13 protein-coding genes are annotated in these 14,274 nt (G+C 42.0%); 9 read left to right on the forward strand and 4 right to left on the reverse strand.

All coding sequences use genetic code 11. From position 1 onward, the window contains the following. Positions 1 to 18 precede the first annotated feature (18 nt). From atpD to O9X84_RS02815, 3 genes are all read left to right on the forward strand, one after another. Positions 19 to 1,404 carry a F0F1 ATP synthase subunit beta gene (gene atpD / locus O9X84_RS02805; protein WP_269518041.1) on the forward strand — a complete coding sequence of 462 codons (1,386 nt, stop codon included), beginning with the start codon at positions 19 to 21 and terminating at the stop codon, positions 1,402 to 1,404. A 59-nt stretch (positions 1,405 to 1,463) separates the two neighbouring features. Then, the gene (locus tag O9X84_RS02810; RefSeq protein WP_032095253.1) at positions 1,464 to 1,877 is read left to right on the forward strand and encodes a F0F1 ATP synthase subunit epsilon; all 414 of its coding nucleotides are present in this window, start codon (positions 1,464 to 1,466) and stop codon (positions 1,875 to 1,877) included. Between the two features lie 1,153 nt (positions 1,878 to 3,030). Then, complete coding sequence (locus tag O9X84_RS02815) at positions 3,031 to 3,900, forward strand: hypothetical protein (protein WP_269518042.1); 870 nt, start codon at positions 3,031 to 3,033, stop codon at positions 3,898 to 3,900. A gap of 19 nt (positions 3,901 to 3,919) precedes the next feature. On the opposite strand, the gene O9X84_RS02820 is transcribed toward O9X84_RS02815, so the two are convergent. Continuing rightward, positions 3,920 to 4,522 (reverse strand): tRNA-uridine aminocarboxypropyltransferase, encoded by a 603-nt coding sequence (locus tag O9X84_RS02820; protein WP_269518043.1) that lies wholly within the window; start codon positions 4,520 to 4,522, stop codon positions 3,920 to 3,922. A gap of 86 nt (positions 4,523 to 4,608) precedes the next feature. Here O9X84_RS02820 and O9X84_RS02825 point away from each other — a divergent pair, with 86 nt between their 5' ends. The 3 genes from O9X84_RS02825 (at position 4,609) to O9X84_RS02835 (ending at position 7,382) form a co-directional block, all read left to right on the forward strand. Continuing rightward, the gene (locus O9X84_RS02825; protein ID WP_269518044.1) at positions 4,609 to 4,950 is read left to right on the forward strand and encodes an MGMT family protein; all 342 of its coding nucleotides are present in this window, start codon (positions 4,609 to 4,611) and stop codon (positions 4,948 to 4,950) included. Positions 4,951 to 4,996: 46 nt separating this feature from the next. Then, a complete protein-coding gene (locus O9X84_RS02830; RefSeq protein WP_269518045.1) occupies positions 4,997 to 6,199 on the forward strand; it encodes an HD-GYP domain-containing protein in 1,203 nt (400 codons plus the stop codon). A gap of 541 nt (positions 6,200 to 6,740) precedes the next feature. Further along, complete coding sequence (locus O9X84_RS02835; RefSeq protein WP_269518046.1) at positions 6,741 to 7,382, forward strand: OmpA family protein; 642 nt, start codon at positions 6,741 to 6,743, stop codon at positions 7,380 to 7,382. Between the two features lie 42 nt (positions 7,383 to 7,424). Here the strand turns inward: O9X84_RS02835 and O9X84_RS02840 are convergent, their stop codons facing one another. Next, positions 7,425 to 7,907 (reverse strand): nuclear transport factor 2 family protein, encoded by a 483-nt coding sequence (locus O9X84_RS02840; protein WP_269518047.1) that lies wholly within the window; start codon positions 7,905 to 7,907, stop codon positions 7,425 to 7,427. A gap of 114 nt (positions 7,908 to 8,021) precedes the next feature. Beyond that, complete coding sequence (locus O9X84_RS02845) at positions 8,022 to 9,071, reverse strand: LacI family DNA-binding transcriptional regulator (RefSeq protein ID WP_269518048.1); 1,050 nt, start codon at positions 9,069 to 9,071, stop codon at positions 8,022 to 8,024. A gap of 739 nt (positions 9,072 to 9,810) precedes the next feature. Between O9X84_RS02845 and O9X84_RS02850 the strand changes: the two genes are divergently transcribed. From O9X84_RS02850 to O9X84_RS02860, 3 genes are read left to right on the forward strand one after another with little or no spacing between them, the layout of a single operon-like run. Continuing rightward, positions 9,811 to 10,101: a helix-turn-helix domain-containing protein gene (locus O9X84_RS02850; protein ID WP_269518049.1), complete on the forward strand. Its 291-nt coding sequence runs from the start codon at positions 9,811 to 9,813 to the stop codon at positions 10,099 to 10,101. Next, complete coding sequence (locus O9X84_RS02855; protein ID WP_269518050.1) at positions 10,091 to 11,440, forward strand: type II toxin-antitoxin system HipA family toxin; 1,350 nt, start codon at positions 10,091 to 10,093, stop codon at positions 11,438 to 11,440. Before O9X84_RS02850 ends, O9X84_RS02855 begins: the two co-directional genes overlap by 11 nt. A 48-nt stretch (positions 11,441 to 11,488) precedes the next feature. Beyond that, positions 11,489 to 12,607, forward strand: coding sequence for a hypothetical protein (locus O9X84_RS02860; protein ID WP_269518051.1), 1,119 nt, complete (start codon positions 11,489 to 11,491; stop codon positions 12,605 to 12,607). Positions 12,608 to 12,749: 142 nt separating this feature from the next. On the opposite strand, the gene O9X84_RS02865 is transcribed toward O9X84_RS02860, so the two are convergent. Next, a complete protein-coding gene (locus O9X84_RS02865) occupies positions 12,750 to 14,063 on the reverse strand; it encodes an ATP-binding protein (protein WP_269518055.1) in 1,314 nt (437 codons plus the stop codon). Positions 14,064 to 14,274: the final 211 nt, after the last annotated feature.

Here is a 14,274-nt window from a genome sequence, read left to right on the forward strand (position 1 = left end):
AGATAACGAGGACAAATTATGAGTCAAGGTAAGGTCGTCCAAATCATTGGCGCCGTTGTGGACATTGAGTTTCCACAAGATGCGGTTCCAAGAGTTTATGACGCACTACGAGTTACCGAAGGTGGCTTATCAGGTTTAACCCTGGAAGTGCAACAACAGTTAGGTGGTGGTGTTGTTCGTACCATCGCGCTAGGTACAACAGATGGACTACGTCGTGGTCTTTCAGTAGAAAACTCTGGTGGCCCAATTATGGTTCCAGTTGGTACGTCCACACTAGGCCGTATCATGGACGTATTGGGTAACCCAATCGACGAAGCAGGTCCAATTGGTGAAGAAGAGCGTATGTCTATTCACCGTGAAGCGCCTAGCTACGAAGATCAATCTAGCTCAGTAGAAATACTTGAGACAGGTATTAAAGTAATCGACTTGGTTTGCCCATTCGCTAAGGGTGGTAAAGTTGGTTTGTTCGGTGGTGCCGGTGTTGGTAAAACCGTTAACATGATGGAGCTTATTCGTAACATCGCTATTGAGCACAGTGGTTTCTCTGTATTCGCCGGTGTTGGTGAGCGTACTCGTGAAGGTAACGATTTCTATCATGAAATGAACGACTCTAACGTACTTGATAAAGTATCGTTGGTTTACGGTCAGATGAACGAGCCTCCAGGTAACCGTCTTCGCGTAGCACTTACTGGTCTTACAATGGCCGAGAAGTTCCGTGACGAAGGTCGTGATGTACTATTTTTCGTAGATAACATCTATCGTTACACACTAGCAGGTACTGAAGTATCAGCACTTCTAGGTCGTATGCCTTCTGCGGTAGGTTATCAGCCTACGCTAGCGGAAGAGATGGGTGTACTTCAAGAACGTATTACGTCAACGAAGACGGGGTCAATCACTTCAATCCAAGCGGTATACGTACCTGCGGATGATTTGACGGATCCGTCACCTGCGACAACCTTTGCTCACTTAGACGCAACGGTAGTACTTTCACGTGATATTGCCTCTTTAGGTATCTACCCAGCGGTAGACCCACTAGATTCAACATCTCGTCAGCTTGACCCACTAGTAATTGGTCAAGAACACTACGATGTTGCTCGTGGCGTGCAGACGGTTCTTCAGCGCTATAAAGAGCTGAAAGATATCATTGCTATCCTAGGTATGGACGAACTATCTGAAGAAGACAAGCAAGTGGTATCACGTGCTCGTAAAATTCAGCGTTTCCTATCTCAGCCTTTCTTCGTAGCAGAAGTATTTACAGGTTCTCCAGGTAAGTATGTATCTCTTAAAGACACAATCAGTGGCTTTAAAGGTATCCTGGAAGGTGAATACGACGATCTTCCAGAGCAAGCATTCTACATGGTTGGCTCTATCGAAGAAGCGCGAGAGAAAGCCAATAAAGCATAATTAGGTGGCTAGCTAACGCTAGCCCTTATAATGCTTACGTACCTAATCAGGAGGTTCACATGGCAATGACAGTACATTTGGACGTAGTAAGCGCAGAAAAACAAATTTTTTCTGGTCTTGTAGAAACGATTCAAGTGACAGGTAGCGAAGGTGAATTGGGTATACACCCAGGTCACGCGCCACTTATCTCTGCTATAAAACCTGGTATGGTGCGTTTGGTTAAACAGTTCGGTGAAGAAGAAGTAATTTATGTTGCTGGTGGTGTACTTGAAGTACAGCCTGGTAACGTTACCGTACTGGCTGATACCGCGGTTCGAGCTGAAGATCTTGACGAGCAGGCAGCAGAAGAAGCCAAACGACGTGCAGAAGAGCACATCGCCAACCCAGGCGCTGACTTCGATTATGCAGAGGCAGCTCACCAGCTAGCTGAAGCAATCGCGCAACTTCGTCTTATTCAGAAGTTACGCAAATAAGCGAGCAGTTATATTAAAAAACCCGCCTAAAGGCGGGTTTTTTGTTTGCATTTGAGGCCATTGCCTCAAATGTTTTATCAGCCGGTGAAGAAGACGTTCAATAAATAATGAATCTAATGTCTGATAATAATTCAAGAAATCATTTTCTTACTACGGTGTTTCCGTGCCTAATTACAATACTTTTGATTCTCTCTCAATTTTTTACCGCTTTTGGATTGAGCGTTTCAAGCACCAGTGATTTTGTGGATACATACTTTTTGTCAGGAATGATAATGAGTGTCGGTAGTGGATACTTATGGTTATGTTTGAAATTTAATAACTTAAATTTAGTAAGCTTACTTATTTCATTATTGATAAAGACCAATCAATTAAGTGAATTAAGTGCTAAGCGTAAGCAAATTAGGAGTAGGTATAGACTTGATTCGTTCAACACATTAATTGTCGCATTAATCTTCGTTACATTTTCAGTCTTCGCAGAGAGCCTATTAGCTTTACCGCCTACCCTCTATCAATATGTATATCTTTTAAATTATGCCACGTTTTACTTCTTTCTAGGTTTGGCGATAGTTCAAATAAATTCAAATCTCAATTACTTGATTCATACCATTCTATTCAAAACATCAAGTAAGATTGACCGTCTGAATGGATCGTTCTTAATCGTTAAATTTGTTGTTTCAAATATATCAAAATTGATTTATCTAACGCTTTTTTTCCCCTTACTTTATTTTAATAAACCAATGCTGATAAGTGAGGTGGTCATTGTCACACTCTTATTGATCTTAGTTATTTGCGGACCTACAAGAAAAACGTGGAGGTTATACAGTCTTTGGTGTGCTGATAAGCGACGTATTTCAGACAAAACTGATGAAATACGCTATAGTAATCGAAATGTTGAGGTATCAATTGACACCAATACTGATGATACTAGCTTTAAACTTACTCACATGCGTGCACGAAACCTACTCGAAATTAAAAAGTATGTCGCCAGTCTAAGCCTTATTATACTCCTCTGGTTTTTTAGTTATTATTATTTAAATAGATAAAAGGCAACAACGTAGTATCTAATTTGAATAGTGCTGCTTTTTGAACAATGAAAACACAAAATATTACATTAGTTCTCTACCCTATTATATTACTATGCATACTACTGATAGTGCATATATCTGTAGGTTCTATTAGCGTTCCTATCTCATCAGAAAATGCCCAGCGAGATTTCAATACCGCATTAGGTATAAGTCTACTCACCTGCTATTTCTTGTTTGCTATTCGGTATATTCACAAAAAAGTGGCTCAGAACTTAGAAAGAGTGATGGAAGTCAATCGGCAATACCAAAGTTTTTATTACCATCGAAGTGAAATCTCTCGGAAGTTTAAACAGCATCTAATCTGGTCAACATCCATTGGATTTATAATGCCAATAGTCTATATGATTACTGAAGGTGTTATCGCTAGGATAAACGAACCTGAAGTGTTTTTCATCGCGGTAACCGCTATACCATTTTGGGTGCTTACTTCGTTATTTTGTCTTCAAATCCTGTCGAACAATCAATATCTCAGGGTACTCTCGAAGGAGGTGGAAAATGAAAGTCTGTCAAAGCAGATTTCAGTGCTACAAAACTTGCTGGCATTTGGATTGACCACGGCTTTTACCTTGTTATTTGCGATGGCGATAATGCCTGTCTTCTGGATAAATCAACCAGTACATTTTTCAGATTTAGCAGTAATCTCTGGCCTAGGCACATCCTTTTCTTTAATAGTACTTTTGCCTATGTTGAAATTAATCAGGCAATTAAAATTTTTGTCGGAGAAATTGATAAATGAGAACGAAAGCCAAATTACCAAACTTATTCAGAGTGAAACCTCGTATGACGCGAGTAAAAAAATAGAGTTACTACTCAATGAAATGGAAAAATACAAAGCACCACTAATGAAACGTCATGCGCTCTATTTTATCTTGTGTTTAATACCTCTTCCTTTTTCTTGGGTTCTTTTATCTCTAGTGGAGCTTAGTTTTAAACACTAAAAAATTCAGTAAATTTATCCTATTCACTACTACGACGACGATGAGATTGTGGACCCTTCCAGTGCTGCTGCATTGCTCGCTGCGCCTTATGTAATGAAGTCACATCAGTTTTAAACGCGAACGACAAGGTATAAGCCACGGCTTCTAGCGTCGATAAGGCTTTATCAACGCGAGTATGGCGTATAGCATAACTGGTATTGGGCGCGTGTCTGAAATGAAAAGCTGGCAATGTGTTAAGCCAAGGGTATCTTTGCACCATACCAAACGCTTGTTTCCAGCTACCGTCTATAAAAATAACGGTATCTACGCCATCAAGGGGTGTGCCTGAACCACTTTCTATCGCCGTACTCTTATCACTGGGATAAATAACCGCCGAATTCGCCTCAGTACAGTGTTTACGAAGATTAGTAACAGCATCATCGTCATCTGTACTGATAATGTTAGTGGTAGGAATACACAACGACACTAAACGTGCCGTATTTTTCGCGTGCCGCTGTTCTTTTGCATGTTGTAAAATAATCACGTTGACAGGAACACTGATAATGTCTATTTCACTACACACGCAGGTTGATTGCGGGTACTTGCATGAAGAGCAATAACGTCTGAGCGTGTTTTTTGACATAGTCTCGATAAGCAGTAAAGTTATAACACTAATAACTTGAGCAGTTTATCTGCAAATACAGTGGTTAGGAAGGTTGTTTAATATACATGACAGAGATAAACACGATAAAATCACGAGTTGAGAGGACATTATCACTGGTGCCTAGCGGTAAGGTAGTCAGCTACGGGCAACTCGCCGATTTCTGTGGACTTCCCGGGCGTGCAAGGGTAATGGGCAAATGCTTAAGGCTATTAGATGGGCATCATAATTGGCATCGAGTATTGAGAGCTGATGGTAAAATTGCCTTCCCTCTAGGCTCAGACTTAGCACAAGTGCAGGGCGCACGCCTTTTAGAAGAGGGAGTATTGGTAACAAACGGTCGTGTAAGCATAAAAGATTATGGTTGGCAGCCAGACTTATATACCGTACTTTCTAAGTTGGAGTATTAGTAAACTTTGCCACACCTTTGTAGTTATTAAGAGCGCAGTACAACGAATGCTAAAAAAAATCAGTATTGATGAATTGAAGCCAGGTATGTTTGTTCACAAAATTATTGAACAGAAAGGTACGTTAGCTGTAAAAAACCAAGGAAAGGTAACTTCGCAAGAAGTAATAAAGCTACTTAAAAAGCAAGGTGTTAAATTGCTTGCTATTGATACTGAAAAAGCATTCGTACCACTATCAGACAAAGACAAACAGGACACTTCCCAGTTAGCACGCCATTCGGCAGAAAAAAGTGTGAAAAAGACATCACATGTTTCATTAGAAAATGAGCTGGTAAGAGCAGAGAAATTACATGCTCAAGGTAAGGCGATACAAAAGCTTTTACTTAATAACGTTAAAAAAGAAACCCCTTTTGATGCCAGTATCCCCAAGGCATTTTCTAACAAGCTAGTGGAGTCGGTAGACAGAAACCCCGATGCCTTGCTGTGTTTAACTAAAATTCGTGAAAAAGACGACTATCTTCTCGAGCACTCTTTAAACGTTGCTATTTTGCTGGCTAATTTCGCAAGCTTTATGGGGATGTCTGAAGAAGAGGTTCAAGATCTCTCGTACGCGGGTTTCCTTCATGACTTAGGAAAGATAAATATTCCCGACGAGATTCTACATAAGCCTGGAAGGCTTACCGATGCAGAAATGGACGTTATGAAAAGCCATGTTAACCACGGTGTAGATTACCTTCAAAATACAGACGTGGCACTGCCTTTAATTCAAGCGATAGGCGAGCATCACGAGCGTTTAGATGGTTTAGGTTACCCAGCAGGGAAGAAAGGTGATGAAATAAGCACTGCGGGTCGTATGCTGGCCATTGCTGATATGTACGATGCGTTAACAGCCGACAGAGTTTATAAAAGTGGGATGTCTAGTCAAAAAGCCTTTTCCATACTAATGAATGATGCGCAAAGTCGTCTCGATGTAGGTTTGGTCCAGCAATTTATAAAGTGTATGGGAGTATATCCCGTAGGAAGTCTAGTACTGTTGTCTAACGACAGGTTGGCTATGGTGTTGAAACAAAATGACTCGCCGCTATCCCCTATTGTAAAAGTATTCTATTCAGTAAAAAGCAGTCATTATTTGACGCCCAAAGATATCGATCTTTCAAGCGATAGTTCGTTAAAAATTCAAAAGGCGGTTATCCCGTCAGACTATAAAATAGATGTAAATAGCTTCTTTGAGCGCTCAGTATCCATAGGTTGAGTCAGCGCCTTGTGTACTCAACTTCCTCCATGAAAACTTCATTGAACCCGCCACTGTGGTTAAACGTCAAAACCACCTGCCGATTGTTTGTGACTGAATTGATTGATAACTCAATGATAGACTTTTGAACATTGTTGCTTTTAAGCAACAGATAGTATGTAGAGATTACATGCTGTTATGCCGATCGTGTAGATATATGCCGTTTGGGTCAGAATTTAATGAGACTCTTTAATAGTAAAAGCTGCATTAATCTTATGTTCAGCTTTCCTAATTTAGTATAAACCTATTCACAGCTAAGCCCTTATGTAACTAGGTTTAAGCAAAACTATGAAAAGCGAACAGCTTGTTTTATGTGGTCGCACTATTTGGAATTGGAATATTTATTGCTGGTTTAGGTAAACGAAGAAGATTTATTAACGTTGAACTTGAACAAAAAGTTTCACACAACGACTAATAGTGATTAATCAACAGAACGCTGGCCGCCTATTTGTAGCGCTTTACAAAGTACGCAACGAAAGCGCCTAGCGCAAAAGAGGAATTTATGAAAAAGACATTAGCTATAAGTGTAATTGCTGCTTCACTTACCGTTGCAGGCTGTGCAAATGACCCGAATAATACACAAAAAGGCGCAGCGATTGGTGCCGTACTAGGTGCTGTACTAGGTAAAGCAACGGGCGATAACGACAAAAGTCGATATGCTTGGGGCGCGGCAGTGGGCGCCATTGCGGGTGGTGCAATCGGTAACTACATGGATAAGCAAGAAGAGGAGCTACGTAGCGAACTGTCTGACACCGGTGTTCAAGTTGTACGAGAAGGTGACAATCTCCGCCTTATCATGCCGGGTGACATTACCTTTGCCACTGACAGTTCGAGTATTAGTCCAAACTTTAATCCAGTTTTACAAGACGTTGCTAAAGTAGTGAATAACTATGAGAAAACGGTACTTATGATTAAAGGTCATACCGATGATATTGGTGCTGAACAGTATAATCAGTCTTTATCTGAACGCAGGGCTGGTGCGGTGAAGAATCAGCTAATTAACTTTTCAGTTAATTCAACTCGAATTACGACAGTAGGCATGGGCGAGTATTCCCCAAAAGTGCCAAATAATAGCGCGGCCAATCGCTCGATGAACCGTCGCGTGGAAATGGAAATTCAACCGCTCACACAATCAAATACCTAGAGTAAAGTGCAATTATTAAAAAATAGAGTCATGTAGATGACTCTATTTTTTTGTCTGCTTTTTAATCTGTAACGCAACAGAAGTAGCCAAACTGTTTGGAATTGGTATAGCGAGGTGATATTGACTTACCTTCCATGTGTCGTCAGTCTGTATAAGTACCCCTGTGCCTCGCGTTTCGCCTAACTTTTCGTTATCCAATAATTCATCAAACCACGCGACCTGTGCATTGGGGGAAAAGTAAATATGCCTTTCACGTGGTAAATAGGTCCAACCTGTTCCCTTATCGAAATGGGGTTTTGCGTAGGCTTTAAAGGCATCGATACTCCATACCTCATGAGCATCTGTACCAATAAATACAGCATCAGAGGAATATAAATCAAAGTACCCTTCAAAATCAGCTGCGGACGCTTTTTCATGCAGGGCATTGAGTACATGAGAAACCTTTCTTTCATCGGCTTCGTTATTTTCAGCGCTCAAAAGCGTGGTGCTCAAAAACAAAAGGAGTGCAGCTAAAATTCGAGTCATAGTAATGTCCTAAAACGAGAGTGTAATACACAGCATAACGCGTTACTTTACGTAAATCTTTAGCGCTTTTTTCTAAGCGTTACAGGAGCGTTCAACACGTTGTTACCTAACATGTTAAGTAAAAGAAACCGTGCTTCCGTAATCAAGAAAGATAGGTGCTGTTGACATAGGAAGCGTGGAATCAATTGTGTCTTCACCTGCTGCTTGTTCATAAAAGGTTGAAAGACAGTAGTGTGCTGCCACTTTAGCGATATCTAGGGTTGAATAAGCCACTGTTGAAACAGAGTATGACAATGTGGATTTTGAAGTACTCAAGGGCGAGTCCGGTGACTGGGCTGTAATAATTGATAAATCATATGGCAATTCCATACCTAATTCTTTTGCACTGCTTACAATACGCTGTTCCAACGTGTCGCTGGTACAAATGAGCGCTGAAAATGTTGCATCTCTAGCGAGTAGGTCTAACAAGGGATCATCTGTATTTTCGCTGCCCACATAAACGGATAGCTCGGGACGAAATGATGCGGAACCAGTTGTAGATAAACGAGAAAGTGCCGATTTTAGTGCCGGTGATATATCATTGGTGTGGCTAACCAACTCGGAATTATCACTAATTAGTGCAATATCGTTATGACCCAAGTCTCTGAGTTGTGTAAACGCGTATGCTGCCACCTCAAAAATAGACGCAGAAAACCCCGTCACACCACCTTTAAGTTCGCTTTTACTCAATGCGACAACCCTGTGTTTTTTATCCTGCAGATGTTGTGTAGTGGACGCAATGGGGTTCGAGGCAATGGTGGTAACGAATACACCGTCACATCCTTGAGATAACAAAAACTCAATTGCCTCATTTTCCGATTCAAGAGTATCGTGAGAGAAAGCCACTACACAATGCTTTTGGTATTGTCGCAAAATATGCTCAAAAGAAAAAAGTAAGTGCGAAGAGAACAACATATTCTTGTTAGGCAGCACAACGCCTATCGCATGGCTATATTTAGATGCCAATGAGCGAGCTTTTTGGCTCGGTGTATAGCGTAGTTCGCTTGCCGCTCGTTTTACCTTATCGGCCATTTCTGTATTCACAGATGCCTTGCCATTGAGTACGCGAGATACCGTGGACAAGGATACTCCGGCTCGTGCCGCTACCTCATAGATGGTGGTCATTTAGATGTGTCAGCTATCTTTTTCATTTGTGCTTTCCCCAGAAAGTGGTTATTCACAGTGTATTTTATTCTCATGTTGGTGAGCAATAACGCTATATAGAATGATAAAAAGAACGCAATCTATCAGTTATCTCTAGTGTAGCTAAATTAAACTATGACGAGTGAGACGCGTAGTGTGAGAAAGCGCTTTCTGGCTCACTATACCTTGTGAGAGACTTTAGATACATCATCAGCCGTGAAATCTAACTGTTCGTAACCTAGCAAAATTAGCACTACTTCATTAGGTGCAACACATATAAGTTGTTTAACGCAGTATTAAAAAATAAATGGCCAGATAAGTGTTAGTGAAGAAAAAAGCTCAGCAAAGTTTTTGTGCTGGGCTTCCTTAATCAACGGAGTAAATTATCACTCTATATTCTGGATCTGCTCATTGAGTACCAGTCTAGACCCTAAGAAACTCAATAGATTATCGAAAAGAAACCGTTCAAAAATGCCTGTTTGCCCACCAAACTGCCCACCACTTGCCTATGGCTTTTACTAAATCTTAGTGGTGCTTCTTGGCTATGACTAAGGAAAAACAGTGCCGTTTTTATGCTGCTTTTAGAGTATAAAAATAGCAGTTTTGAAGGGCTTTATCGAATAATTTTTTCAACACTCTACGCACTGATGGATATTATAGTGTCCACTTTCTGATTTATTTCGCTATAATGGATATAATTGTATCCAATTGGTCTTTGCGGATGAATTTTACCTTACTTGATGATACCGATGTAAGCCAAGCCTATGCGGCTTATTTGCGTGAGTTACGCAAGCAGGCAAAGCTGTCACGAGCAGCGCTTGCTGAGCGGAGCTGTGTGCCTGCGGCCACCATTAAGAAGTTTGAGTTGACTGGGCAAATTTCATTTCGCCAATTGCTGTTGCTTTGGCAGACCCTCGACTCGCTTGGGCGTTTGTACGAACTCACACAACCTAACAAAGAGCTTGCTGTTATACCCACAAGTATTGATGAGGTGCTAAAAGATGAGTTTTAAACCCATTCAAAAGCTCATGGTAACTCGCACCTTAAGTTCAGGTGAGCAGGTTGCTGTAGGGGTCTTGGCACAGAATCGGCAAGGTGTTTTTTTTCAGTATGCAGACAGCTATTTGCAGCAGTTTGGCAATTTATCACCTTTTACCTTGCATGCGAACGCGCAAGTTCAAGTCGCACCTAAAGCGCCGCACCAAGGTGTACATGGCGTATTTGGAGATTGTTTACCCGATGGCTGGGGCATGCTGTTACAAGATCGTATGTTCCGGCAAAAGGGTATCCTACCTAATCAATTAACGGCGATGGATAGACTGGCCTTTGTCGGAGATAAAGGCATGGGAGCATTGTCTTTTTCTCCGGTATCTGAGTTTTCAGCCACCACGCACGCGGATATTGATTTAGCGACGTTAGGCTTAGAAGCACAAACGCTGTTCGATGCTTCAATGTCAGATTATATGGACGACAACCACGATGAGTTAGATGGACATACTCAACAGGTGCTGGCCGCATTAGTCGCCGGAGGTAGTTCGGGTGGGGCAAGACCAAAGGCACAGATTTATATGCCTGCTGGGGAAGCTCGGCAATGCCGAACCTTTGCAAAGCCTGATGATGAAGCGTGGCTGATTAAATTTACTTCTAAAAATCTCGCGCTTGGCCATGAAGAAGGTTTGTGTGAGGCGGTTTATTTGCAAATGGCCGAGCTTGCCAAGTGTCAAACACCAGTCTGGCAACTCATTGAAGCACCATCTTCAAGCGGTGCACCTGTTTGGTTGGCGCTTAAGCGGTTTGATTATGTCACTGAACAGGCCGACTTAGGCAGCAAGCGCAGTGCAGGTCGATTACATATGCACAGCGCTTGCGGGCTGCTGGATGCAGACTTTAGAACGCCAAGTTTAGATTATATTGACTTGATAAAAGCCAGTCGTCAGTTATGTAAATCACCAGCCGCTGGGCAGCTGCAATTTCGCCGCGCCATTTTTAACCTGCTGTCGTCTAACCAAGACGACCACAGTAAAAACTGGGCGTTTTTGCAAGCGGATGACGGTCAATGGAACCCTGCACCTTTTTACGATGTTACCTACAGCCCACATCCATTCAACGAACACGCCACTGCGTTCGGAGGTTATGGCAAAGCGCCACCGCTTAAGGTGATGCAAAAACTTGCTACCAGTGCTGGCTTTGCGAATTGGCATGATGCAAAGCAAGTCATTGAAGAAGTCGCAGAAGCCATCAGCCAATTTACGTATCTTGCGAAGCAACAAGGGATCAGTAAAACAACAGTAGCTGCGATTACTAAGACATTGGATCAGCGTAAACAAGAAAATGCCGCGCTTTTTCAATAAAAGTAAAACAAACTTTTCAATTCTTAATAAATACATAGGAAGGTCATCGTGAGCGAATATCAATACTATAAATTCGATCGTCTGGATGGGTATTTAGACGCTACAGCGCGTCAAGCACTCAGATCCATTTCAAGCCGTGCTGAGATCAGCACAACGTCCTTTCAGGTGTATTACACCTACAGTGACTTAAAGGCAGAACCTTTTGAGTTGATGTTAAAATACTTCGACATCGGACTTTACTATGCTGATTGGGGCTCAATCGATGCTTACATCAAGTTACCAGCTGGAACACTTCCTGATGCGTTGCTTGGCTTTTCAAGTGATGGGCTTCATGTTCACGAAAACGATGAATGGCAGTTGCTGATATTCTCCCTTGAGGAGTATTACGAATATTTTGACGATGAAGATGCCGACGACTTTTTCCAGTATTTAGCTGCTTTACGCAGTGGGTTAATACAAGGGGATTGGCGCCTTGTGTACTATCTGTGGCTCAAAGCGTTTGATTGTAATGACGAGGTTGAACGAATACCGTTGATTCAATTCGATTTTGAACACCTCAGTGAAGATTTGCAGGCCTTTGCAGCACTGTATGATATTCCCTTAGCATTAGTTAAGGCACTTGCCATGGTGCTGAACGAACAACCCAGTCACCAGGCCAAACAACCCCAGTTTCAATTTGATGCGTGGCTAAACAATCTCTCGGAAGTTGAGAAAGACACGCTATTACGCACGCTGTTTGAGCAAGGCCAGCTAACCCGACACCAAGCCTTAGCGCTGACGCGAAAAGACGCTGCCAACTCAGGCGAAATCTATCAATATTGGTTAACCCCCGATCTGATTTTCCCTTTCATCGAGCAAGCGCAAAGTCAATTACAACAAGAGCAAGCCGCAGCACTCGCAAAAAAATTAGCCATCGAAAAAGCGGCAAAAGAAAAAGCGTTGACGGATATCTACAATCAGCGTGAGTACTACTGGAAACAAGCACAGGCCCAAGCTAAACGAACCTGCGCCAGTGGTTACGATGCGGCATCGGGCTATCTGCATCAGCTGAAGGAAGCCTATCAATTTAAAAACGAAGTGGCGGAGTTTCAGCATATTTTTAAGCGCTTTGTTGTGGCGAATAATAGCCGTAAAGCACTATTAAATCGTTTGAGTGATTTGCTTTAAACGATGAGGCGATAGGCTGGCCAAATGACGTTGGCAAAACACTGGTTGAGGGTTGATTGAAAGGTTGTAAGCCCATCAAAGGTCTACAAATTGTTACCTTTTAAGTCACTTTATGTAGATCACGGGGCTAAGCAACGCGCCTTTACCATCTCTGAGGTAAATACTGCGTGAAATACAAAGGCATCACGATATTGGTTTGTTCTAACGCTGAAGAGCCTTGTGTACCCGTTAACTTAAAGGTTTTACTTGGAGTACATTTTTCAACGTAGGATGCCAACGATTTGGCTCTAGTACGTTTGCCACTTTTGACTTCAACAGGGATTATATCGCCTTCATCGGTTGCCAAAATAAATTCGATTTCGGCGCGGGCATCATTCCATGAATAGCTTGGGTCAACGCCAATAGCAGTGAGCTCTTGTTGCACAAAGTTTTCAGCCACATAACCTTTGTATTCATAGTTTTGTTGCTTAATCTCTTTATAACTGCTGCCTAGCATATGATTGAGCAGGCCCACATCAAACAGAAACAGTTTAACCATATTTTCTTTTTTATAGGCCGCCAACGGAGATTTCGGCAATCCTTCAACGGGGTAGTTTGGCAAAGCTAAGCGGCAGCAGTTAAGCCAATGGATCGCGGTTTCAAAATCGCTATAACGAGATTTACGCTCATGCACATGCTTAAATTTAAAGCGTTTAACCGACTCATCGCTGACAAGTGATAGCTGGGCTGGAATGCTATTAAATACCGATTCAATCAGTGTGGCGTCGACCTTGCCCGCGTACTTACCAAAATCGCGGCGATAACCTTCAACTAAATCGGCATGAATTTTTGTGACTTTTTCAACACGCTCTAGAATGCTTGAATCCTTATACTGATACCAAGCAGAAACGGCTTCCGGCATACCACCGGTAAAAAAATAGTCGGTTAGTTTATCCATCAGTTTAGTGTGCACCGCCGGTGTGCTTGCTTGACTATCAAATGCTTTGATCAGTGCTTGCTCGTTGGATGCGTAAATAAATTCTTGGAAGGTCAGTGGGCGTAAATTGTATTGTTCTACCTTGCCTACAGGGAAGGTATTGAGCAAACCAATGTTGGAACCGCTGGCTGCGACAAAATTGGACGGTGCTTTTTCGGCAAAATACTTAAGCGAAGTAACGGCTCGTTCACATTCGCCAATTTCATCTAATATCAGCAAGTCGGTTTCTGGATTGAACGCTTGGTTGGTTAACAACTCAATGTTCATTACTAGCTCGTCAGGTGCCAATGAGCCATCGAACGCTTCTTTGTAGGCAGGGTTTTCAAGGAAGTCGATACGAAGGATGTTGGCAAAGGTGTTCCCAAATAACTCTTGTAGCAGATAGGTTTTACCTGTTTGTCTTGCACCATCGATCAATAATGGCTTGCGCACCGGTTGATTTTTCCATGCTATTAGGGCGTTGAGTAAGTTGCGCTGCATTGTCATTTCCCGCTAATTAAGACTGTTAACTGCCTGTAGTATAACTCAATCTACACTTTTACGCGCAGAAAAGTGTGATATTTTACATTTTTATGCGCATAAAAGTGTTATGGTGTTCTAATTGAGCAAGACCTTCCTTTTTTGAGAAAGCTTTTGGCACTTAACTCTTGGGCTTTTGGGCTTTTGGGGCAGTCTGGGCAAAGCCTTAATT

The organism is Alteromonas sp. BMJM2, assembly GCF_027257845.1.
In the GTDB taxonomy this organism is placed as follows: Bacteria; Pseudomonadota; Gammaproteobacteria; order Enterobacterales; family Alteromonadaceae; genus Alteromonas.